Genomic DNA, 22,015 nt, shown 5'->3' with positions numbered 1-22,015 from the left:
TGGTCCTCCCGGTCCTTCCGGTTCTCTCGACGGTTCCGACGGCCCGGACGGGCCACGGTCCTCCCGGCCGACGGCCCCCACGGGTCGCGCGCCCGGCCGGCACCGGCCTGGTTGGCCGCTCCCGCGCGGCCCGGGTGATCGACTGGGGCCCCGGCCCCGGACCGATCCCGGTTCCCACCCTGGTCTCCGACCGCTACACACACCCCGCCTGGACCCAGCGAAGCGCCCGGGCCGAGCCCCACTCCCGCCGACGGAGTTCCCCATGAGTCAGACCTCGGCCACCCCGGCCGCAACGCCCACCGAGGGCCGCCACCCCAGAGCCTTCGAGCCCGTCACGCTCGTCGTGACGATCGTGCTCTCCGTGCTCGGCTCGGTCATCGGCCTCGTGCTGATCACCACCCTCGGCATCGCGCCCAACACCTCGGTCATCGGCGCCCTCATCGCCATGCTGATCGGGCGCATCTCGTTCGCCGCGCTGTCGCGGATGCGCGATCCGCAGCGCCAGAACCTGGTGCAGTCCGCGATCTCGGGTTCCACCTTCGCCGCCGCCAACTCCCTCATCACACCCATCGCGGTCCCCTTCCTCCTCGGACGGCCCGACCTGGTGTGGCCGATGCTGGGCGGCGCCGTCATCGGGCTCGCCGTCGACAGCTGGGTGCTCTACCGCGTCTTCGACTCCCGACTGCTGCCCGCCTCCGCCGCGTGGCCAGCGGGCATCGCGGCGGCCGAGACGATCAAGGCGGGCGACGAGGGCGGCCACAAGGCCAGGCTCCTCGGCGTCAGCGCCGTCATCGGTTTCGTCGGCTCGCTCTTCAAGCTGCCGATGAGCGCGGCGGGCGTGGCGTTCCTCGGCAACATCTGGGCCCTGCTGATGTTCGGGGTCGGCCTGCTGGTGGCGCAGTACGCGCCGACCGTCCTGGACGTGGACCTCGCCGCCAACTACGTGCCGCACGGCGTCATGATCGGCGCGGGCCTGGTGGCCCTGGTGCAGGCCGTCCTGATGATGCGTGACCGCAAGGGGCGCAAGGCCGCGAAGGCGAAGGCGGGTGCCGGTGCGGGAGCGGGCGTGGGTGCGGGGCCCGGCGCCCCCGACACGTTCGACGCCTCGTCCCGCACCGTCGACGCCCGACGCCTGCGCCGCGGCCTCCTGGAGGGCCTCGTCCTCTTCCTCGTCGGCGCCGTCCTCATCGCCCTCATCGGCGGCGTCACCGCCGACATGAGCGGCGCCGGACTCGTCGGCTGGGTGGTGCTCGCCGGGTTCGCTGCGCTGGTGCACCAGCTCATCGTCGGACTGGCCGCCATGCACTCCGGCTGGTTCCCCGCCTTCGCCGTCACCCTGATCTTCCTGATCCTCGGGCTCGTCCTGGGCATCCCGATGGTGCCGCTCGCGCTGCTGGTCGGCTACGCGGCCTCCACCGGGCCCGCCTTCGCCGACGTCGGCTTCGACTTCAAGGCCGGATGGCTGCTGCGCAAGGGCGCCGTGCCCTGGCACCCGTACGAGATGGCCGGGCGCCGCCAGCAGTACCTGGCGCAGCTCGTCGGCTTCGCCGTCGCCATCGTGGTCGTGATGATCGCCTGGAAGCCGTTCTTCTCCGACGGCCGGGTCCCGCCCGTCGCACAGGTCTACGTCGACACCATCAAGGCGGGCCTCACCGACGGCCACGCCCTCACGATGATGGCGCTGTGGGCGATCCCCGGCGCGCTGGTCCAGCTGCTCGGCGGCTCCTCGCGGCAGATGGGCGTCCTCCTCGCCACGGGCCTGCTCGTCGCGACCCCGCAGGCGGGCTGGCTGGTGCTGGCCGCACTCGCGATCCGCGTGGTCTACGGGCGCTACCGCAGGCGCAAGGCCGAACAGGCCGCCGCCACCCGTGACAGTGAGGGCGAGGAGGTCCGCGCGGCGGGCGAAGCCGCGGACAACGACCTCGCGCTGATCGGCGCCGGTCTGGTCGCGGGCAGCTCGATCAACGACGTGAGCCAGATCTACAAGGCGGTGTGACGGCTGACGGCTTTCATGTGACGGATAACAGATGTCAGTTATCGGATAACAGATTTCAGATAACAGATTTCGTCAAACGTCAGCCGTCACCCCCGCCCCGCCTCGCCTCACTCCCGTCCACCCGCACCAAGCGAAGGAGCCCCCGCCCCATGCCCGCACCCGACGCCTCCCGTACGGCCGCAGCGCCCACGCCCGGCCACCCCCTCCTGGGGCTGGTCACCATCGGGCAGGCGCCCAGGACGGACCTGACCGGGGACATCGCACCGCTGCTCACCGGGGTGCGCGCGGTCGAGCACGGGGCGCTCGACCTGGACCGGTTCGACGGGACTGAAGCGGAGGCGAACCGTACGCGTCGTGAGGTGGGACCCGTCGAGGGGGAGGCGCCCCTCATCTCGCGGCTGCGGGACGGCTCGTCCGTCGTGCTGGGGCACGACGCGCTCGCCCCGCGCATGCGGGACGCCGTCGCGCGCTGCGAGGCGGACGGCGCCGGGGCCACGCTGCTGCTCTGCACCGGCAACTTCCCCTCCGTGCCCTCGGCCTGGCCCCTGCTCTACGCCGAGCCGCTCGTGCAGCAGGGCGTGCGCGCCGTCGTGGGCGCCGAGCCGGTCGGGATCGTGTGCCCGCTGCCCGCGCAGCGGGAGGACGTCGGGCGGCGCTGGGCGCGGCTGCTGGAGGGGCCGGTGCGCGTCGAGCCCGCGGACCCGTACGGGGAGGACGCGGCGGCACGTGTCGCCGAGGCGGCCGGGCGGCTGGTCGCGGGCGGCAGCAGGTGGCTCGTACTGGACTGCATCGGTTACACCGAGGCGATGCGGGCCGCCGCGTGCGCCGCCGTCGGCCCCGGGCACCCCGTCCTGCTGGCGCGCGCCCTCGCCGTCCGCCTCGCGTCCGAGGTCGCCACCGCCACCGCCACGGGACCCGTCACCGCACCTGGCGTCTGACGCGGCGCCCCCTCGGCCTCTCGTAAGCACCCCTCCGGAACCACCCGTCACGGGGAACCCTTGGGCCACGGGAGGGTGACATCGGGGTGAGGGCGAATCACAGGAACTTCACCGTCCGGCAAGGGACATGCGTGAACATGGGCGACCAGAACGTTGCCCGAAGGAGTCCCTCCGTTGAACGTCACCAGCCGCCGTCAGTTTCTCGCCGGATCAGCGGCGGCACTCGGGCTCGGCGGGCTCACCGCTTCCGTGGCGGCCATGACCGGAGGTGACGGTTCGCCGGGCCCAGGCTCCGGCTCAGGCCCGTACGAGGCCGACCCGCTCGGCCGCCGCCGCCCCAACATCGTGCTCGTCGTCGCCGACGACCTGGGCCAGCGGGAGCTGGGCGCGTACGGGCAGCGTCTCATCAAGACCCCGCGCCTCGACGAGGTGGCGGCGGAGGGGATGCGGTTCACGCAGGCGTACGCGGCCGCCGCCGTCTGCGCCCCCTCGCGCTGCTCCCTGCTGACGGGCATGCACGCGGGCCACGCCCGCGTCCGCCAGAACCCCTTCAACGGAGCCCAGGGTGCGCTCGGCGACGCCGACACCACCTTCGCCGAGGTGCTGAGGGAGCGCGGCTACCGCACCGGGTGCGTCGGCAAGTGGGGCTTCGGGCCCGAGGTGCCGGACCAGCCCAGCCACCCGAACAGCCGGGGCTTCGACGAGTTCTACGGATACCTCACGCACCACCAGGCCCACGACTACTACCCGGCCTACCTCTGGGACAACGGCGAGCGCGCCTCGCTCCCCGGCAACACGCTGGAACGGCGCACCACCTACGCGCCCGACCTGTTCCGGCGCAGGGCGCTGGACTTCATCCGCAGGCACGCCGACGAGCCGTTCCTCCTCTACCTCACGCCGAACTCGCCCCACGCGCCGAGCCGCGCGCCGCACTCGGGCCCCTACGCCGCCGCGTACGAGGAGGAGCGGGGCTGGAGCCGGGCCGACAAGGCGCACGCGGCGCAGGTCGGGCACCTGGACGCGACGGTCGGCATGATCGTGGACGCGCTGCGCCGCGAGGGCATCGAGAAGGACACGGTCCTCCTCTTCACCAGCGACAACGGGCCCCACGAGGAGGGCGGCACGGACCCTGACCTGTTCGTCGGGAAGGGGCCGCTGCGCGGCTACAAGCGCAACCTCTACGAGGGCGGCATCCGGGTGCCGCTCCTCGCCTGGTCGCCCGGCCGTATCGCGGCGGGCGGCAGCAGCGACCGCCCGACGCCGCTCATCGACATGCTGCCCACCCTCGCGCACCTGGGCGGGGCGCGGGCCCCCGGCGGCATCGACGGGCTGTCGGCCGCGCCGCTGATCGACGGGTCCAGGGGCACCCCGAAGTCGCACTCGTACCTCTACTGGTACCGGAACGACCCCATCAGCACGCCCCGGGCCGACGCCGTCGACAAGGGGCGCGGCAACACGGTCTGCGAGGCGCTGCGGCAGGACGACTGGAAGGCGGTCCGCTTCGCTCCGGGGCGGGACCGCCTGGTGCCGGACGACGAGTGGGACGTCGAGCTGTACGACCTGCGCGAGGACCCCGGCGAACGCCACGACCTCGCGGCCCGCCACCCCGAAGTGGCCGACCGCATGGTGAGGCGGATGCGCCGCGCCTGGTCGGACCGGCCCAGGAGCGGCGCGCTGGAGGGGGCCGAGGTCTAGCGGGCGTCGCGTCAACGTCCCGTCAGCGCAGCGGCCTCCGGCGCGCCGCGCCCCGCATGCCAGGACCGGGTCAGAACGGCGTGAAGTTCACGCTGTCTCAATGGTTTCCGGCGGTCCCCGGCGCCATCATCGACTCCATGTCACGGTTCCCCAGGACTCCTGTCGACGAAGGTGCCTACGACCGCAGCAGACTCCGCCAGTGGCTGGCGGGCGAGGCCCGCGCCGAGGGCGTCGCGCGGCGCGATCTGCTGAGGCTGGGCGCGGCGGCCGGTGCCGCCGTCGCGCTGCCGACGGCGTTGCCGTCCCCGGCCGTCGCCGCAGCTCAGGCCGCCCCCGACGTCCCCACGGCGCGCCCCGCCGCAGCCCCCGGCATCGTGAAGCCGCTGCCTCCCGACCTGTTCACCGTCCACGGCACCAACGCCGAGACGCGCTTCCAGGCCCTGCGCGGTACGGGCCCGCACACACCGGCCGACCGTTTCTTCGTTCGCAACCACACCTCCACGCCCGTCCTCGATCCGGCCACCTGGAGCCTGCGCGTGTGGGGCAGCGGGCTGGACGGCGGTGAGCGGGAGTTCGGGCTCGACGAGCTGCGCGCGCTGCCCGCCACCGAGTGCGGCGCGTTCGTCGAGTGCGCGGGCAACGCCCGCAGCTTCTACGCCACCCAGCAGGGCGAGCCCGTCTCCGGCACCCCCTGGGGCACCGGCGCCGTCGGCAACGCCCGCTGGCGCGGGGTGCGGCTCGGGGAGGTGCTGCGCAGGGCCGGGATCACCCGGCGCGCCGTGGACGTGATGCCGCGCGGCCTGGACGACGCGTATGTGACGGACGACGGCACGTCCTACGGCCGGGTGCGCAGGCCGATGCCGGTGGCGAAGGCGCTGGACGACGTGCTCCTCGCGTACGAGATGAACGGGGAGCCCCTCCCGTACGACCACGGTTTCCCCGTCCGCGTCCTGGCGCCCTCCTGGGTGGGGATCGCGTCGGTGAAGTGGGTGGGCGACATCGAGGTGTCGGCCGAGCCGCTGTACTCGCCGTGGAACACCGTCCTCTACCGGCTGTTCGGGTCCGCCTACCCGCCGGAGGGCAGTGCCCCGCTGACCCGGCAGACGCTGAAGAGCGCCTTCGAACTGCCCTTGGACGCCGAGCTGCGCGCGGGGCGCACCCACCTCCTCACGGGCCGCTCCTGGTCGGGCGGCGGGGGCATCGCCGGGGTGGAGGTCAGCACGGACGACGGCGCGCACTGGGCGCCCGCGCGGCTGCTCGACCGGCCCCGGGCCGACAACTGGTCGCGCTGGTCGGTGAGCTGGCGCCCCACGGCGAAGGGCCGTACGCGGCTGCTGGCCCGCGCGACGGACGTACGCGGTACGACCCAGCCCGCGACCTCGGTCCACAACGAGCAGGGCTACCTCTTCGACGCGGTGATCCGCCACCCCGTGACGGTGACGTGAGCGGAGCGGGGCGGAGGCAGGGACGGGGGCGGGCCGTTACGCGCGCAACGCCCGCGACAGCGCGTCCACGGTCACGTCCACGATGGCCAGGAGCTGCGCCGGGCTGGCCCCCGCCCTGCTCATGACGGCGAGCGACTGGTTCACGGCCGCCGCGTGTACGGCGAAGCCCTCGGCCTCCTGGTCGGTCAGCCGGCCGGTCTTGAGCGCGTTGAGCAGGCGCAGGCGCTGGGAGCCGAGCGCCTGCTTGGCGTGCTCCGCGACGGCCGGACTCAGCACGGGGACCGCCATGGCCGACTGGGCGATCAGACATCCGTCGGGCAGTCCGGGATCGGCGATGCGGTCGAGGGTGACGTCGAAGAACGCGCGGACGGCGGCAACGGGTTCCGAGGCCGCACACGACAGGGCGGCGTCGTACTTCGCGCCGTAGCGCGCGGCGTAGAGATCCAGGCAGCGCAGGAAGAGCGTGTCCTTGCCGCCGAGGGAGGAGTAGATGGAACTGCGGTTCAGGCCGGTCGCCCGGGACAAGTCGTCCAGTGAGGTGTCGGCGTAGCCGTCGCGCCAGAACTGGATCATCGCGGCGTCGAGCGCCGTGTCCATGTCGAACTGCTTCTTGCCTGCCACGCGGTACTTCCTTGCCGTCGCGTCGATGGTCCGTGCTGTGTCGTGCGCCATTCTATCTTGAACTGATCGGTTCAAGATGTGTAGTCTTCAAGCGTGGTCATGACCGCCGCCCGCCGTCAGCCACACCGCCCCGACCGCACACGTGACACCGATGGAGGGTCCCCGTGACCAGCCAGGCAACCAGCACCCCGCACGCCTCCGAAAGCGACAACCCCGTCCGCGACCTGCCCCTGCGGCAGCTGGACGGATTCACCCACCGCTGGGTCGACGCGGACGGCGTCCGCCTCCATGCCGTCGAAGGCGGACGCCCCGACGGCCCGGCCGTCGTCCTGCTCGCCGGATTCCCGCAGACCTGGTGGGCCTGGCGAAAGGTGATGCCCGGCCTCACCCGCCGGTTCCACGTCATCGCGCTCGACCTGCCGGGCCAGGGCCACTCCGAGCGCCCGGAGCGCGGCTACGACACGCACACGGTCGCCGCGCACGTCCACGCCGCCGTGCGGGCGCTCGGGGTGTCGTCCTACTCCCTGGCCGCCCACGACGTCGGCGCCTGGGTCGCCTTCTCCCTCGCCCTCAACTTCGAGAGCCGGCTGCGCCGGGTCGCTCTGCTCGATGCCGGAATTCCCGGTATCACCCTCCCGGAGGCGATTCCCACCGACCCGGACCGCGCGTGGAAGACCTGGCATTTCGCGTTCCACACCGTGCCCGACCTGCCCGAGACGCTGCTCGCAGGCCGCGAGCGCGAGTACGTCGGCTGGTTCCTGAGGGCGAAGACCCTGTCTCCCGGCACGTTCGACGACGCCGAGATCGACCACTACGCGGCGGCCGTCGCCGCCGACGGCGGTCTGCGCGCTTCCCTCGCGTACTACCGGGACGCCGCGGAGTCGGCGCGCAAGAACCGCGAGGCGCTCGATCGGCGGCACTTGACCGTGCCGGTCCTCGGGATCTCCAGCAGCCACGGCTCCATTCCGGACATGGCGGCCTCCATCAGCCCGTGGGCCGACCACACCACCCGCGTCGTCGTGCCCGGCGCCGGGCACTTCATCCCCGACGAGCAGCCCGAAGCCGTCGCCGCCGCGATAGCGGACTTCATCGCCGACGAGGACTGACAGCCCCTAGAACGGGCGTCGCTCGTCGCTCGCGAAGAAGAAGCCGAAGGCGGCGCTGGCGAGGGCCACGACCGGGGTGAACACGAGGCTCAGTTCGCGGTACGCCTCGATGCTGAAGTGGGTCCAGTGCGCGAGGACGAGGGCGAGCGTGGGCAGCAGAGCGATGGCCGCGACGAGCCACAGCATGCCGACCGCCAGTGTGCGGCGCGTCTCGTCGAGGATCTTCTGCGGTTTTCCCTCGCGCACGGCAGCGCGGGACGGGGGTGCGGGATCCTCGTCCTCGACGAATTCCTCCGCGAGCGGGTCCGTGGAGTCCGTGGCGCCCCTGCTGTCGTCCGGGGTCCGGCCTACCGGTGTTCTCAGGAGATAGACGGCGCCGCTGTCGGGCACTTCGTCCTCCGCGAATGTGTCCACGTGCTATTCGTCCTCTTCGCGGCTGTGCGGCAGGGGGACCTCGGGGCCGATGCGCAGGAAACTCTCGTCCGTCGAGGGGATTTCGTCCTCCCACAGGACGGTGGGGACGGTGGGCGGGGGAGGGCGGTCCGCTGTGGTCACTCGTGCTCACCTCGCCGGCACATGCAGATACGCACGGGGCGCGGTGGACCGAAACCGCAGGTTTCCTCGTGCGCGGGTGGTGGGAAGTCCTCTTCGAACTCGCCCTTTCCCTTCCGCTGTCCCTGGTGTTTCACGAGTATGGCGGTGACGCTGTTCTGAGTGGCCAGCTCCCTTTCACGTGAGGCCCGTTCGAGAGTCCGCACGTGAACTCGTTCGTTGTGCCACTCCTGAAATGGCGTGACGAACCGCCAGGCACCGTTGTGCAGTACCTCGAATGCGGAGTTCTGATCGGTCGCCATGCAGGGTGCCCCCTCCGATGGTCGCCACCGATGGGGCCCGGCCAGAGCGGCTCGTAGGCACCCAAGCGGCGCTTGGGCCAGATCGTAGCACATGTGATGTGATCATTTTCCACATCCAGTGTGGAAACGAGGTGTACTGGGTACACATCGGATGCGTACTCGATGTGCCTGCCGTGATGATTCCCTTGACATCGGGTGTTCATCGCTGCATGATGTCGGTATCCGGTTCCACCCGGCCCGCGTAGGGGGGAGTTTCGTATGGGTCATTTACGCGCCCTTGATCTCGCCCGATGGGCCGGTTGGGCCATCGCTGATACCGCATCCTCGCGGGGGACCACGCGGGACCGGCCGTCGCCGGTTGCTTCGGTCATATGTGCGGGAAGGCGCTGACTCATTCACACAGAGCCGTTCGGGGGCCTCCGGCATCGACGCTGAGAGGTGAAGCCCGGACTTTGCCGTGTCCAGGTCTGCGTGAGCGACACCTCTATTCAAGGAGCCTTGGCATGCCCGAGAATTCGACTGATACCGATGCCGCGGTGAGGACGCAGTCCGAGCCATCGATCACCCGACTCAGTGTGAACATCAATGAAGACACGGCTGCGAGGCTGCGGTGGTACAAGGAGCACAAGGGGATCTCGATCACGGAGACGGTCAGGCGAGCGGTCGCGCTCCTCGATCTGGTGGAACGGGAGACGGCCGATGGCAGTGAGGTTCTGCTGAAGTCGCGTGACGGCAAGTCCGTCCGTCAGCTCTGGCTCGTCTGAGCCCTCTCGCCCGAGTGACGCCGCCCGAGTGATGCCGAGCGAATCCGTGCCGTTCATGCTTCGTGGTTTGCCATAGCTCTTTCTCCGCCCGGCCCTGCTCGCCCAGCCACCCCCCGGTCCGATCCCACGCGTGAGCGCTTCGACGGGGACCTCGACACAGCGAAACGCGCCGTGGCACGGGAGTCCTCCCGTGCCACGGCGCGCTCTTGTGCCGATGCGTGCGGTGCTCAGCCCCGCAGTTGCTCGTAGGCGGGCAGCGTCAGGAACGCCTCGTAGGTCTCGTCGAGACCCACCCGCAGCAGCAGGTCGTGCGCCTGCTGCCACTGGCCGCCGTCGAACGCCTCCTGGCCGACCTCTTCGCGGATCTCCGCGAGATCCCGGGCAGCGACCTCGCGGACCAGCTCGGGGGTGACCTTCTCGCCGTTGTCGAGGACGACGCCCGCGTCGACCCACTGCCAGATCTGCGAGCGCGAGATCTCGGCCGTCGCCGCGTCCTCCATCAGGCCGAAGATGGCGACGGCGCCCAGGCCGCGCAGCCACGCCTCGATGTAACGGATGCCGACCTGCACGGCGTTGACCAGCCCGTCGTAGGTGGGCTTGGCCTCCAGTGTGTCGACGGCGATCAGGTCGGCGGCGGTGACGTGCACGTCCTCGCGCAGTTTTTCCTTCTGGTTCGGACGGTCGCCGAGCACCGCGTCGAAGGACTTCTTGGCGATCGGCACCAGGTCGGGGTGGGCGACCCAGGAGCCGTCGAAGCCGTCGCCCGCCTCGCGGTCCTTGTCGTTCCTGACCTTCTCCATGGCCTTCTCGTTGGCCTCGGGGTCCCGCCGGTTGGGGATGAAGGCCGCCATGCCGCCGATCGCGTGCGCGCCGCGCTTGTGGCAGGTGCGCACGAGCAGCTCGGTGTACGCGCGCATGAACGGCGCCGTCATGGTGATGGCGTTGCGGTCGGGGAGGACGAACTTCTCGCCGCCGTCGCGGAAGTTCTTGACGATCGAGAACAGGTAGTCCCAGCGGCCCGCGTTCAGCCCGGAGGCGTGGTCGCGCAGCTCGTAGAGGATCTCCTCCATCTCGTACGCAGCGGTGATCGTCTCGATCAGGACCGTGGCGCGGATGGTGCCCTGGGGTATGCCGCAGTAGTCCTGCGCGAAGACGAACACCTCGTTCCACAGCCGCGCCTCGAGGTGCGACTCGGTCTTGGGCAGGTAGAAGTACGGGCCCTTGCCGAGGTCGAGCAGGCGCTGCGCGTTGTGGAAGAAGTAGAGGCCGAAGTCGACGAGCGCTCCGGGCACCGGCTTCCCGTCGAGCTGGAGGTGGCGCTCGTCCAGGTGCCAGCCGCGCGGGCGGGTCACGACGGTGGCCAGCTCATCGGCGGGGCGCAGCGCGTACGACTTGCCGGAGCGCTCGTCGGTGAAGTCGATGCGGCGCTCGTAGGCGTCGATGAGGTTGAGCTGGCCGCCGACGACGTTCTCCCAGGTGGGGGCCGAGGCGTCCTCGAAGTCGGCGAGCCACACCTTGGCACCGGAGTTGAGCGCGTTGATGGTCATCTTCCGGTCGGTCGGACCGGTGATCTCCACCCTGCGGTCGTCGAGCGCCTCGGGAGAGGGCGCCACCTGCCAGTCGCCCTCGCGGATGTGCGCGGTCTCCGGGAGGAAGTCCAGCGTGGAGGTGCGGGCTATCTCGTCCCGGCGCTCGGCGCGCTTGGCCAGCAGCTCGTCACGGCGCGGCGTGAACCGGCGGTGCAGCTCGGCCAGGAAGGTGAGGGCGGCGTCGGTCAGCACCTCCCCCTGACGCTCCACGGGCGCTGCGTCGACGATGGCCAGCGGGGACGGCGCTGGTGCGGACATGGTGTGTCACTCCTTCATCGGGCGGTGCCTTACGGCCGCCGGTTCGCTGCGTCGCGGCACGGGGTGCCGCGCCGTCCGCGGTACCCCGGAACACGGCGCCGGACGCCGTCGGCGCGTGCGGGCGCTTCTGACCAGTGGAGAGTAGTTTCCTCATAGTGGAACTTCAATAGTTTGTTGACGTCGAGATATCTCACACGGGCCGAGAGTGCCGCGCGGTGGCGCGCAGTGCCACCCTCGTCACAGCACGCGGCCGGAGCCGCCCTGGGGCCGGTCACGAACCGAGGTACCGCAGCACCGCGAGTACCCGTCGGCTGTAGCCCTCACCGCTCGCGAGCCCCAACTTGTCGAAGAGCGCGTTGCTGTGCTTCTCGACGGCGCTCCGCGAGACATGGAGCCGCTCCGCGATGGCCGCGTTCGTGTGCCCCTGCGCCATCAGGTCCAGCACGTCGCGCTCGCGCGGGGTCAGCCGCTGGAGCGGATCGGTGTGGGTGCTGCGCGCGACCAACTGCCGTACGACCTCGGGGTCGAAGGCCGTACGGCCCGCGCCCACCCGCTCCAGCGCGTCCAGGAACTCGTCGATCTCGACGACCCGGTCCTTCAGCAGATAGCCGACGGCCTCCGAGTTCTCGCCCAGCAGCCGGGCCGCGTACCGCTTCTCCACGTACTGCGACAGCACCAGCACCCCCACCCGTGGCCACGCCTCGCGGATGCGCAGCGCCGCGCGCAGCCCCTCGTCGGAGTGGGTGGGCGGCATCCGTACGTCGATCACCGCCACGTCGGGCGGATCGGCCGCCACCGCCTTCAGCAGCGCCTCCGCGTCCCCGACGGCGGCGGTGATCTCATGGCCCTCGTCGGCCAGCAGCCGCGCCAGGCCCTCGCGCAGCAGGATCGAGTCGTCGGCCAGCACTACGCGCACGGCAGCTCCGCCGTCACGGCCGTGGGCCCGCCGGGCGGGCTGGTCACGGTCAGGGTGCCGTCCAGTGCCGCCAGCCTGCGGGCCAGGCCCAGCAGCCCGCCGCCCGCCGAGGGGTCGGCACCGCCGCACCCGTCGTCCTCCACCCGCACGCTGAGCCTCCCGTTCTCCTGCCGGACCCGCACCGTCACCCCGGAGGCGCCCGCGTGCTTGACCGCGTTCGTCACCGCCTCGCACACCACGAAGTACGCCGCCGTACGGACGGCGTCCCCCGGCTCCTCCGTCAAGCCGTACTCCAGGCGCACGGGCATCCCGCCCGAGCGCTCCGCCACCGTCTCCAGGGCCGCGCGCAGCCCCGCCTCGTCCAGCACCGACGGATACACCCTCCAGGCCACCTCCCGTAGTTCCTCCAGCGCCCGGCGGCTCTCCTCGTGCGCCTGGCGCAGCAGCAGCGAGGAGCGGGCACTGTCCTCACCGCCCTCCGCGCGCCTGGCCCGGCCCAGCAGCATGCCCAGGGCCACCAGCCGCTGTTGCAGGCCGTCGTGCAGATACCGCTCGATGCGGCGCCGCTCGTCGTGCACCGCCTCCACGACGGCCGCGCGGCTCGCGGCCAGCTCGGAGATCCGCCGCTGGAGCAGCTCCTGCTCGCTCGGCCCCAGGAAGCGCCGCGCGAGACGGTCCTCCAGCGAGACCACCGCGTACATGCCCTGCACGCCGAGGAAGAGCAGGAACAGGCCGCCGACGTCGGACGAGACCAGCGTCCACGGGTCGTCGACGGGGGAGAAGATCCACACCCAGGTGAGCACGGTGCCGTAGAGCGCGCCCGCCACGACCGTCGCCAGCACCAGGCCGCCGAGCAGCCCCGCCGTCCAGCGGGCCGCGAGGTAGTGCAGCGCACGCGCCGGTGCCTCGTCCGAGCCCGCCTCCACCGCGAAGTACCGCGCGAGCCTGCGCCGCTCCAGGCGCACCAGCCGCTCGGCGCCGCGCAGCACGGGCGCGGGCACGGCCCGCCGCGGCAGCCAGGACACCCCCACGACCAGCAGGAAGACCAGCTCCACGACGGCCGTCGCGGTCCCTGTCGCCACACCGGCCGCGGTCATCGCGCCACGGCGCAGCACCCCTCGCATGCCATCACGCTAGCCGCGCGTGCCGCCCGCGCGTACTGCGGTTCTCCGCACCCCGGAGCTGCGGTCGGCCGCACAGGGAATGTACGGAGAGCACTTTGGCGCCGCACAGCCGGTGTTCTTAGGCTTGCCGCATGATCGAAGAATGGGCCACCGGCCTCATGAGTTCTCTGGGCGCGGTCGGCGCTGGTATCGCCATCGCGCTGGAGAACCTCTTCCCGCCGCTCCCCAGCGAAGTGATCCTTCCGCTGGCGGGCTTCACCGCGCACAAGGGCGGGATGAGCCTGGTCGCCGCGATCATCTGGACGACGGTCGGCTCGCTCGTCGGGGCCCTCGCCCTCTACGGGGTGGGCGCGGTCCTCGGCCGGGAGCGCACCGTCGCGCTGGCGGCGAAGCTGCCGCTGCTGAAGGTCTCGGACATCGAGAAGACGGAGGCGTGGTTCGCGCGGCACGGCACCAAGGCGGTGTTCTTCGGGCGCATGATCCCCATCTTCCGCAGCCTGATCTCGGTCCCGGCCGGCGTGGAGCGGATGCGGCTGCCCGTGTTCCTGGTGCTGACGGGGCTCGGCAGCCTGCTGTGGAACAGCATCTTCATCCTCGCCGGGTACGGGCTCGGCGCGCAGTGGCACCGGATCACCGAGTACGTGGGGCTCTACTCCAAGGTCGTGCTCGGGGCGGCCGTGCTCGCGGTGGTCGCCTTCGTCGTACTGCGGGCGCTGCGCGCCGGGGGCGGCAAGCGGCGGGCGCCGAAGGGGCGGGACGCGGAGGCCGACCGGGACAGGGAGGCCGAGCCGGGCCGTCGCGGGCGCTGACGCCGGGGGCGTCCGCCCGTGCGGGGCTCACGGGCCGCCGAGCCGCGACAGGTCCTCCGGGGTGTCGATGTCGCCGGGGTCGGCGATGTCACCGCACTCCACCAGCGCGAGCGCGTCCGCGTGCTCCCGCAGATACGTGCGGGCCCCCTGGTCACCGGCGGCGCCCGCCGCCACCCCCGCCCAGTGTCCGGCGCCGACGAGGACGGGGTGCCCGCGCCGTCCCCCGTAAGCGGCGGCGGCGAGCGAACCGGGCGAGCGGTACGCGGCGCGGACGCGGGCGACGGCTTCCGCGCCCACCCCCGGCTGGTCCACCAGTGAGACCAGGGCCGCTTCGGCGCCCGTGGCGGCGAGGGAGCCGAGGCCGAGGCGCAGCGAACCGCCCATGCCCTCGGCCCAGTCCGGGTTGTCCAGCAGCACACAGCCCTCCAGCGCGGCGCGCTCCCGCACCTCGCGCGCCGCCGCGCCGAGCACGATGTGCACCGTGCCGCAGCCCCCGTCGCGCAGTGCCCGCACCGCGTGCTCGACCAGCGGGCGGCCGTGGTGCGGCAGCAGCGCCTTCGGCCTGCCGCCGAGCCGCCGCCCGCCTCCGGCGGCGAGCAGCAGCCCCGCGACCAGCGGCGCCGTCCCGTTCGTGTCCGTCATGGCTCCTGCATACCGCATGGCGTCGCGCCCCGGCGGAGTACCTGAGGTGATCTGGTGAAGTCTGGTTGCCTTTGTTGCCCGAGGCACAAATCACGCCGTGAATCTTGCCCTCCGTGTGGCGTGATGCGCGGAGAGTGGCGTTTACTGTTGCGGGCGTTCGGCCCGTCGTCGCGAGGAGAGGGGAACGGTCCCGGTGTGGGGGGAACGAGCAGTGGTGCGCAGCGGCGCCGCGGAGCAGGGGGCGGTCACGGACAGCGCGGTGGACCCGCGGGTTTCCGAGCTGGGCCGGGCCGTGACGAGACTGCGGCGTGAACTGGACTCCTACCCCGCCGACTTACGCGACAGAGAGGCCGCCGAGGACGCGCTCGACGCGCTCGGTGCGATGGCGGGCGCGGGCGTTCCCGAGGTGACGAGGCTGCGGCAGTCGCTGCTTCTGGTCGCCGCCGCGGTCGGGTCGGTCAGCGCGCTGGCCGCCGCGCTCGCGGATGTGCGCAACGCCGTCGAACTCTTCGGCGAGCCCCCGCGCACCGGCTGAGCGTGTGGACACTGCCTCGCCGTTCGGCCCGCACCCGTTTGTGCGGGGACCACTCCAGAGGCTGTCGTTGCCGTGCTGCGAGAGGCGGGCGGTCCCGGTGCCTGATCGTTTGTCGAGTCGGCCTCGCCCTCTGGGGTTGGTGGGGCAGACTGGCAGCCCGTTGGAGCCTGATCTGCCTTGGAGGCGTCTGATGTCTGCGCAGCCTGTCGAGCCTTCTGGTTGGGCCTGGGACGAGGCCATTTTCGAGATGCCGCCGTCGACAGAGGCGGCGTTGCGGATTGCGGTGAAGCGTCTGGATCTAGTGGCGGCGGCCGAGTTCGAGCAGGAGTTTCGCGCCGCGTGGCAAGAGGCTGTGCAGACGGATTCCACGGTGCCGATGCACACGTTTCTGCACCGCTGGGGGGTGTGGGTGGAGATGCACCGGTTCCCGGCGCGGGCTGCCCACCTCCACGAACTGGAGGCCGCGGTGGACCGAGCTCCTTCAACGGAAGAGGCCCGGCGCGCAGCGGAACAGGTCGGCAAGCTGCTGGCTGTGGCTTCGGCAGCCAGGACCAGTGGAGTGTCGGGGTGAGTGAGTGGTCCTGGGACTTCCTCTCGTCTCCGGGCGAGGTGTTGGACGGTTTATCGCCGGGTTCGCGGGCTGAGGTGGAGCGGATCGCCCGTCGCTTGGCGGATGCCGCTGCGGTGAAGCATGTCGGGGAGCCGTTGCCGGGCGCGGCGGGGAGCGCTCCGTTGCAGTCGTTCGCGGAGGGCCCGTGGATGGTGTGGTTCATGGAGTACCGGGTGCGGCGGGTGGTGTACATCGTGTCGGTGCAGAACGCGCTGGCGGGTGGCGGTTCCTAGTGAGGTGACGGGGGCGGCTGTCAGAGGTCTGCTGGAGCCGATTGTGCTGTCCGAGTTCGAGCGGCTGACGTTGCAGGGCTGCATGAGCCGTCGCTGACCGGCCGGCCGGTCCCGTTCCGGGCCGACCGGCCCTGTCCCGCCGACCGCCCCGCCCGTCAGGCCGGGTTGGCGTTCGTGTTCGCCAGGGCCGTCGAGAGGTCCTGTGCGACCTCGTGGAGCAGCGGCACGAACTTGTCCGTCGCCGCGTCCGTGACCCGCCCGGCGGGGCCCGAGATGGAGATCGCCGCGGCGGTCGGGGAGTCGGGCACGGAGACCGCGATGCAGCGCACGCCGATCTCCTGCTCGTTGTCGTCCACCGCGTATCCCGCGTCCCTGACCTGCTCCAGCGCGTGCAGGAAGCCGTCGGGCGTGGTGATCGTCTTCTCGGTGGCCGCGGGCATCCCCGTACGGGTGAGGAGCGCGCGCACCTCCTCGGGCGGGGTGTGCGCGAGCAGCACCTTGCCCACCCCTGTGGAGTGCGGCAGCACGCGCCGCCCCACCTCGGTGAACATCCGCATCGAGTGGCGGGACGGCACCTGTGCGACGTAGACGACCTCGTCGCCGTCGAGCAGCGCCATGTTCGCCGTCTCGCCGGTCTCCTCGACCAGCCGCGCGAGGTACGGGCGCGCCCAGGTGCCCAGCAGGCGCGACGCGCTCTCGCCGAGACGGATGAGGCGCGGGCCCAGCGCGTAGCGCCGGTTGGGCTGCTGGCGCACGTAGCCGCAGGCGACGAGGGTGCGCATCAGGCGGTGGATGGTGGGCAGCGGGAGCCCGCTGCTGCTGGACAGCTCGCTCAGACCGACCTCGCCCCCGGCGTCCGCCATCCGTTCCAGCAGGTCGAAGGCGCGCTCCAGCGACTGGACACCGCCCGTGGAGGCGGTCGTCGTGGCAGGGGCGGCTGAGGTGGTGGGCTTTCGCTCGGCGGACGGCGGCACGTCGCGTTCCTTTCCTGCGGGTGTGGCGCATGCTACCGGCCCGGATCGCGGGCCACATGGCTCTCGCCACAGCGTTGTGGCCGGTCACGGCCGGTTTGTCCCCATGAAGGGCCGGATCGGGGGCCTCAGCGCGCGTGCACCAGTGGCTGTTGGTACATCCCTCATCCGAAATACGAGTTCCATTTTATGGAAACCTCCACATCGGCCGTGTGCGGCTCCGCGGGCTGACCTGGTGGCAACGGCGGCGCAATGGGTCCGTAACGGCTCAGGTGCACCGTCGTGCGGAATCCCGGACCCACGGCACCCCCGGAGCCCGGACTGTCCGCTTGACGGAAGGTACCCACGTGGCGACGTCTCTCCAGCCGGACCCCGCCGTCCGCACTCCCGGCCCCGGCCCCGCCCCGGATCCGGACCCGCGCCTTCACAACGCCGACCTCGCGCCCGCGCCCGCGGCCGAGCGCAGGTGGGGGACGTACTCGATCTTCGCGATGTGGATGTCCGACACCCACGCCATCAGCAACTACGCCTTCGCCGCCAGTCTCTTCGTGATCGGCCTCCCGGCCTGGGAGGTCTTCCTGTCGCTGCTCGTCGGCGTCCTCGTGCTCCAGTGGTTCATGAACAGGATGGGCCACGCCGGACACCGCACCGGCGTGCCGTTCCCCGTACTGGCGCGGGCGAGCTGGGGGATATACGGCGCCAACATCCCCGCGCTGCTGCGCGCCGTGATGGCCGTCGCCTGGTACGGCATCCAGACCTGGCTGGCGTCCAAGGCGCTGGTGCTGCTCGGCATCCAGGTCGCGCCCTCGCTCGCCGGACTGGACACGGGTGGCTTCCTGGGGCAGACGACGCTGGGCTGGATCTCGTTCCTGGTGATGTGGGGCCTCCAGGCGCTGCTGCTCACGCGCGGCATGGAGTTCATCCGCAGGGTCCAGGACTTCGCCACCGGGCCCGTGGTGTGGGTGGTCATGCTGGCGCTGGCCGGGTGGCTGCTGGTGAAGGCGGGCGGGGACATCTCGCTGACGAGGTCGCTGACCGGGCTGAGCGCGGGGGAGCAGTTCCACCAGAGCGCCGTCGCGGTCGCGCTCACGGTGGCCACGTTCCTCACGCTGGCGCTCAACTACGCCGACTTCGCCCGCTTCACGCCCGACCACCGCTCCTACCGGCGCGGCAACCTGTGGGGCCTGCCGGTCAACTTCACCGCCTTCGCCGTGGCCGCGGTGCTGATGACGGCGGGTACGGTCTCGGTGTTCGGCGAGGCCATCTCCGACCCGGTCGAGGTCATCCACCGCATCGACAACCCGTGGGTGACGGTGATCGGCGCGGTCTCCTTCATGATCGCCACGGTCGGCATCAACGTCGTCGCCAACTTCGTCTCGCCCGCCTACGACTTCGCCAACCTCGCGCCCAAGTACCTCGACTTCAAGCGCGGCGGCATGGTCACGGCCCTGCTGGCGATCGTGGTCATGCCCTGGAAGCTGTACTCCAGCCCGGTGATCATCCAGTACTTCCTGGGCGCGCTCGGCGCCTTCCTCGGGCCGCTGGTCGCCGTGCTGCTCGTCGACTACTACCTGATCCGGCGCGGCAGGATCGACGTGGACGCCCTCTTCACCGCCGATCCGGGGGGCGCGTACCACTACCGTCGCGGCTACAACATGCGCGCCGTCGCCGCCTTCGTGCCCTCGGCCGCGGTCTGCGCGGTGCTGGCCCTGGTGCCCGCGTTCTCGGCCGTGGCCCCCTTCTCGTGGATCGTCGGACTGCTCCTCGGTGGCGGCCTCTACTACGCGCTCTCGGCGCACCGGCGCGAGCACGGGGAGCTGGCCCACGAGGTGCTGCCCTCGCGGGTCGGCGCAGCTCAGGAGGGTACGTCGGGAGAGCGGGCGGAGCACGCGGGCCTGACCGAGGGGTCTTGACGGAGCCGGGTGCGGAGGTGAAGACTCCCTCAACAGAAAGTTGATTCCGCACTCCGGAAGAAACCCTCCGGAAGACGCGCTCGGACGGCGCGTCCGGACGACGACGCGGACCGGCCGTCGAGGAGCACGCACAGCACCGAGCGGCGGCCCTCTCCCGTCGCTCCGTGGCCGTACCGGCCGTGCGGCGTCAGCGCGCGACATCAGGAGGAGGGGCCGAGTTGGCCGACGCACAGCTCGTACTGCGCTCGACGCGCGTCATCACCCCCGAGGGCACCCGCGCCGCATCCGTGGCCGTGGCCGACGGACGCATCACGGCCGTGCTCCCCCATGACGCCGAGGTGCCGCGGGGCGCACGGCTGGAGGACGTCGGCGACGACGTGCTGCTCCCGGGGCTCGTGGACACACACGTCCACGTCAACGACCCGGGCCGCACCGAGTGGGAGGGCTTCTACACCGCCACGGCAGCGGCGGCGGCGGGCGGCATCACCACCCTCATCGACATGCCGCTCAACTCGCTGCCCCCCACCACCACCGTCGGGAACCTGCGCGTCAAGCAGGAGGTCGCCCGGTCCAAGGCGCACATCGACACCGGCTTCTGGGGCGGCGCCATCCCCGGCAACGTCAAGGACCTGCGGCCCCTCCACGAGGCCGGGGTCTTCGGCTTCAAGTGCTTCCTGTCGCCCTCAGGCGTCGAGGAGTTCCCCGAGCTGGCGGCCGCCGAACTGGAGGCCGCCGTCGCCGAGATCGCGGGCTTCGACGGGCTGCTCATCGTGCACGCCGAGGACCCGGCCCACCTCGCCTCGGCCCCGCAGCGCGGCGGCGGCGCCTACAAGCACTTCCTCGCCTCCCGCCCCCGCGCCGCGGAGAACGACGCCATCGGCCTGCTCATCGACCTCGCCAAGCGCTACGGATCACGGGTGCACGTACTGCACCTCTCCTCCAGCGACGCGCTGCCGATGATCGCCGACGCGCGGCGCGAGGGTGTGCGGATCACCGTCGAGACCTGCCCGCACTTCCTCACCCTCACCGCCGAGGAGGTGCCGGACGGTGCGACGGAGTTCAAGTGCTGCCCGCCCATCCGCGAGCGGGAGAACCAGGACGCGCTCTGGCAGGCGCTGGCCGACGGCACCGTCGACTGCGTCGTCTCCGACCACTCGCCCTGCACAGCGGACCTCAAGACCCCCGACTTCGGCACCGCCTGGGGCGGCATCTCCTCGCTCCAGCTCGGCCTGCCCGTCATCTGGTCGGCGGCGCGCGAGCGCGGGCAGAGCCTGGAGGACGTCGTGCGCTGGATGTCGGCGGGCCCGGCCCGGCTCGCGGGCCTGGAGCACAAGGGCGCCATCGAGGCGGGCCGCGACGCGGACTTCGCCGTCCTCGCGCCCGAAGAGACCTTCACCGTGGACCCGGCGGGCCTCCACCACCGCAACCGGGTCACCGCCTACGCGGGCAGGACACTGCACGGCGTCGTGCGCTCCACCTGGCTGCGCGGAGAGCGCATCGCGGAGCACGGGCGCCTGACGGACAAGACCGGCCGACTGATCGAGAGGACCAGCGCATGACCGCGGCGACCACCGGAACCCCCGGCACCCCTGGCACCCCGGGGACCTCCGGCATCGCCACCTTCACCGGTGACGCGAACCCGTACGGCGGCGGCGACCCCTACGCCGACTACCGCAGCGCAGAGCTGCCCTTCACCCACCTCGCCGACCTCGCGGACCGCAGGCTCGGCGCGGGCGTGATCGCGGCCAACGACGAGTTCTTCGCCGAGCGCGAGAACCTCCTCAAGCCGGAGCGCGCCGAGTTCGACCCCGAGCACTTCGGGCACAAGGGCAAGATCATGGACGGCTGGGAGACCCGGCGCCGCCGCGGCGTCTCGGCCGACGTGCCGCACCCGAAGGACGAGGACCACGACTGGGCCCTCGTGCGGCTCGGCGCCCCCGGCGTCATCCGGGGCATCGTCGTGGACACGGCCCACTTCCGCGGCAACTACCCGCAGGCCGTCTCCATCGAGGCCACCTCGGTGCCCGGTTCGCCCTCGCCGGAGGAGCTGCTCGCCGACGACGTCAAGTGGACGGTCATCGTCCCCAGGACCGTCATCGGCGGCCACGCCGCCAACGGCTTCGAGGTGACCGCCGAACAGCGCTTCACCCACCTCCGCGTCAACCAGCACCCCGACGGGGGCATCGCGCGCCTCCGCGTCCACGGGGAGGTCGCGCCCGACCCGGAGTGGCTCGCTGCGCTCGGCACGTTCGACCTGGTCGCGCTGGAGAACGGCGGCGCCGTCGAGGACGCCTCCGACCGCTTCTACTCACCGGCCACCAACACCATCCAGCCCGGCCGCTCCCGCAAGATGGACGACGGCTGGGAGACGCGCCGCCGCCGCGACAAGGGCAACGACTGGATCCGGTACGCGCTGGCCGGGCAGGCCGAGATCCGCGCCGTCGAGATCGACACGGGCTACCTCAAGGGCAACTCGGCCGGGTGGGCCGCGCTCGTCGGCAAGGACGGGGAGGACGGCGAGTGGGTCGAGCTGCTGCCCCGCACCCGCCTCCAGCCCGACACGGTGCACCGCTTCCTGCTCGACGCGGCTCCCGCGGTCACCCATGTCCGCCTCGACATCTACCCCGACGGCGGCATCGCCCGCCTGCGCGCACACGGCTCCCTGACGGCCGAGGGGGCACGCCGCGTGGCGGCCCGCCACCAGGAACTCGGCGCGTAGGGCGTGTTGCGGAAGTCCCGCCTGGCCCGCGGGGCCTGGCACGCACGCTCGCTGCGTTGTCGGGATCACCCGAGTACGCCCGGTACGAGGGCGACCCTCCGCCTTGCGATCGCACGCACCAGACCCCGCGGGCCCCGCCCTTGGGGGCACCTCCCAGCGGTAGCTGGGGGAGGACGGCGCTACTTCCGCAACACGCCCTAGGTCGTTTCTGATGGCTCTTGCTGGGGTGGGTGGATCAATGCTGGGGATGGGCAGGCGCGTCGTATGGTGCGGCGAC

At 71.8% G+C, this 22,015-nt stretch carries 21 protein-coding genes; 13 read left to right on the top strand and 8 right to left on the bottom strand.

Annotated features, from left to right (window positions below; translation table 11 throughout):
* Positions 1-262: 262 nt before the first annotated feature.
* The 4 genes from ACYVOO_RS22225 (at position 263) to ACYVOO_RS22210 (ending at position 6,074) form a co-directional block, all read left to right on the top strand.
* Entirely contained in the window at positions 263-1,996 is a 1,734-nt protein-coding gene (locus tag ACYVOO_RS22225; RefSeq protein WP_461017428.1) for an OPT/YSL family transporter, read from the top strand.
* Between the two features lie 149 nt (positions 1,997-2,145).
* Positions 2,146-2,934 carry an AroM family protein gene (locus ACYVOO_RS22220; RefSeq protein WP_461017427.1) on the top strand — a complete coding sequence of 263 codons (789 nt, stop codon included), beginning with the start codon at positions 2,146-2,148 and terminating at the stop codon, positions 2,932-2,934.
* Positions 2,935-3,108: 174 nt separating this feature from the next.
* Positions 3,109-4,629, top strand: a complete 1,521-nt coding sequence (locus ACYVOO_RS22215; protein WP_461017426.1) for an arylsulfatase — start codon at positions 3,109-3,111, stop codon at positions 4,627-4,629.
* 137 nt (positions 4,630-4,766) lie between these two features.
* Positions 4,767-6,074 carry a sulfite oxidase gene (locus ACYVOO_RS22210; RefSeq protein WP_461017425.1) on the top strand — a complete coding sequence of 436 codons (1,308 nt, stop codon included), beginning with the start codon at positions 4,767-4,769 and terminating at the stop codon, positions 6,072-6,074.
* A gap of 36 nt (positions 6,075-6,110) precedes the next feature.
* On the opposite strand, the gene ACYVOO_RS22205 is transcribed toward ACYVOO_RS22210, so the two are convergent.
* Complete coding sequence (locus ACYVOO_RS22205; protein ID WP_461017424.1) at positions 6,111-6,695, bottom strand: TetR/AcrR family transcriptional regulator; 585 nt, start codon at positions 6,693-6,695, stop codon at positions 6,111-6,113.
* A 164-nt stretch (positions 6,696-6,859) separates the two neighbouring features.
* Here ACYVOO_RS22205 and ACYVOO_RS22200 point away from each other — a divergent pair, with 164 nt between their 5' ends.
* A complete protein-coding gene (locus ACYVOO_RS22200; protein ID WP_461017423.1) occupies positions 6,860-7,801 on the top strand; it encodes an alpha/beta fold hydrolase in 942 nt (313 codons plus the stop codon).
* A 6-nt stretch (positions 7,802-7,807) separates the two neighbouring features.
* Here the strand turns inward: ACYVOO_RS22200 and ACYVOO_RS22195 are convergent, their stop codons facing one another.
* On the bottom strand, positions 7,808-8,215 hold the full coding sequence (locus tag ACYVOO_RS22195) for a hypothetical protein (RefSeq protein ID WP_461017422.1): 408 nt from the start codon (positions 8,213-8,215) through the stop codon (positions 7,808-7,810).
* Between the two features lie 3 nt (positions 8,216-8,218).
* The gene (locus tag ACYVOO_RS22190) at positions 8,219-8,356 is read right to left on the bottom strand and encodes a hypothetical protein (protein ID WP_461017421.1); all 138 of its coding nucleotides are present in this window, start codon (positions 8,354-8,356) and stop codon (positions 8,219-8,221) included.
* Positions 8,357-9,158: 802 nt separating this feature from the next.
* Between ACYVOO_RS22190 and ACYVOO_RS22185 the strand changes: the two genes are divergently transcribed.
* The gene (locus tag ACYVOO_RS22185) at positions 9,159-9,419 is read left to right on the top strand and encodes a ribbon-helix-helix domain-containing protein (RefSeq protein ID WP_453349744.1); all 261 of its coding nucleotides are present in this window, start codon (positions 9,159-9,161) and stop codon (positions 9,417-9,419) included.
* A 227-nt stretch (positions 9,420-9,646) separates the two neighbouring features.
* Here the strand turns inward: ACYVOO_RS22185 and aceB are convergent, their stop codons facing one another.
* The 3 genes from aceB to ACYVOO_RS22170 all read right to left on the bottom strand — a co-directional run bounded on the left by aceB (position 9,647) and on the right by ACYVOO_RS22170 (position 13,306).
* Complete coding sequence (aceB, locus tag ACYVOO_RS22180; protein WP_453349743.1) at positions 9,647-11,266, bottom strand: malate synthase A; 1,620 nt, start codon at positions 11,264-11,266, stop codon at positions 9,647-9,649.
* Between the two features lie 271 nt (positions 11,267-11,537).
* The gene (locus tag ACYVOO_RS22175) at positions 11,538-12,182 is read right to left on the bottom strand and encodes a response regulator (protein ID WP_461017420.1); all 645 of its coding nucleotides are present in this window, start codon (positions 12,180-12,182) and stop codon (positions 11,538-11,540) included.
* Positions 12,173-13,306 (bottom strand): sensor histidine kinase, encoded by a 1,134-nt coding sequence (locus ACYVOO_RS22170; protein ID WP_453349741.1) that lies wholly within the window; start codon positions 13,304-13,306, stop codon positions 12,173-12,175. Before ACYVOO_RS22170 ends, ACYVOO_RS22175 begins: the two co-directional genes overlap by 10 nt.
* Before the next feature lie 131 nt (positions 13,307-13,437).
* Here ACYVOO_RS22170 and ACYVOO_RS22165 point away from each other — a divergent pair, with 131 nt between their 5' ends.
* The gene (locus tag ACYVOO_RS22165) at positions 13,438-14,115 is read left to right on the top strand and encodes a DedA family protein (protein WP_461017419.1); all 678 of its coding nucleotides are present in this window, start codon (positions 13,438-13,440) and stop codon (positions 14,113-14,115) included.
* A gap of 27 nt (positions 14,116-14,142) precedes the next feature.
* Here the strand turns inward: ACYVOO_RS22165 and ACYVOO_RS22160 are convergent, their stop codons facing one another.
* Complete coding sequence (locus tag ACYVOO_RS22160) at positions 14,143-14,757, bottom strand: nucleotidyltransferase family protein (protein WP_461017418.1); 615 nt, start codon at positions 14,755-14,757, stop codon at positions 14,143-14,145.
* A 211-nt stretch (positions 14,758-14,968) separates the two neighbouring features.
* On the opposite strand from ACYVOO_RS22160, the gene ACYVOO_RS22155 reads away from it, so the two are divergent.
* The 3 genes from ACYVOO_RS22155 to ACYVOO_RS22145 all read left to right on the top strand — a co-directional run bounded on the left by ACYVOO_RS22155 (position 14,969) and on the right by ACYVOO_RS22145 (position 16,135).
* Positions 14,969-15,292 carry a DUF5955 family protein gene (locus ACYVOO_RS22155; RefSeq protein WP_461017417.1) on the top strand — a complete coding sequence of 108 codons (324 nt, stop codon included), beginning with the start codon at positions 14,969-14,971 and terminating at the stop codon, positions 15,290-15,292.
* A gap of 190 nt (positions 15,293-15,482) precedes the next feature.
* Entirely contained in the window at positions 15,483-15,863 is a 381-nt protein-coding gene (locus tag ACYVOO_RS22150) for a hypothetical protein (RefSeq protein ID WP_461017416.1), read from the top strand.
* Positions 15,860-16,135 (top strand): hypothetical protein, encoded by a 276-nt coding sequence (locus tag ACYVOO_RS22145; RefSeq protein WP_461017415.1) that lies wholly within the window; start codon positions 15,860-15,862, stop codon positions 16,133-16,135. The genes ACYVOO_RS22150 and ACYVOO_RS22145 overlap by 4 nt, the downstream gene beginning before the upstream one ends.
* 155 nt (positions 16,136-16,290) lie before the next feature.
* Here the strand turns inward: ACYVOO_RS22145 and ACYVOO_RS22140 are convergent, their stop codons facing one another.
* The gene (locus ACYVOO_RS22140; protein ID WP_461017414.1) at positions 16,291-17,109 is read right to left on the bottom strand and encodes an IclR family transcriptional regulator; all 819 of its coding nucleotides are present in this window, start codon (positions 17,107-17,109) and stop codon (positions 16,291-16,293) included.
* Positions 17,110-17,453: 344 nt separating this feature from the next.
* Between ACYVOO_RS22140 and ACYVOO_RS22135 the strand changes: the two genes are divergently transcribed.
* The 3 genes from ACYVOO_RS22135 to alc all read left to right on the top strand — a co-directional run bounded on the left by ACYVOO_RS22135 (position 17,454) and on the right by alc (position 21,738).
* Positions 17,454-19,019 (top strand): NCS1 family nucleobase:cation symporter-1, encoded by a 1,566-nt coding sequence (locus ACYVOO_RS22135; RefSeq protein ID WP_461017413.1) that lies wholly within the window; start codon positions 17,454-17,456, stop codon positions 19,017-19,019.
* A gap of 218 nt (positions 19,020-19,237) precedes the next feature.
* On the top strand, positions 19,238-20,578 hold the full coding sequence (gene allB / locus ACYVOO_RS22130; RefSeq protein WP_461017412.1) for an allantoinase AllB: 1,341 nt from the start codon (positions 19,238-19,240) through the stop codon (positions 20,576-20,578).
* A complete protein-coding gene (gene alc, locus ACYVOO_RS22125; protein WP_461017411.1) occupies positions 20,575-21,738 on the top strand; it encodes an allantoicase in 1,164 nt (387 codons plus the stop codon). Before allB ends, alc begins: the two co-directional genes overlap by 4 nt.
* The last annotated feature ends 277 nt before the right edge of the window (positions 21,739-22,015 follow it).

The sequence above is a fragment of the Streptomyces daliensis genome (genome assembly GCF_054782395.1).
Note: the sequence above shows the minus strand (reverse complement) of the source record. Positions and strands in the feature narration are given on the sequence as shown.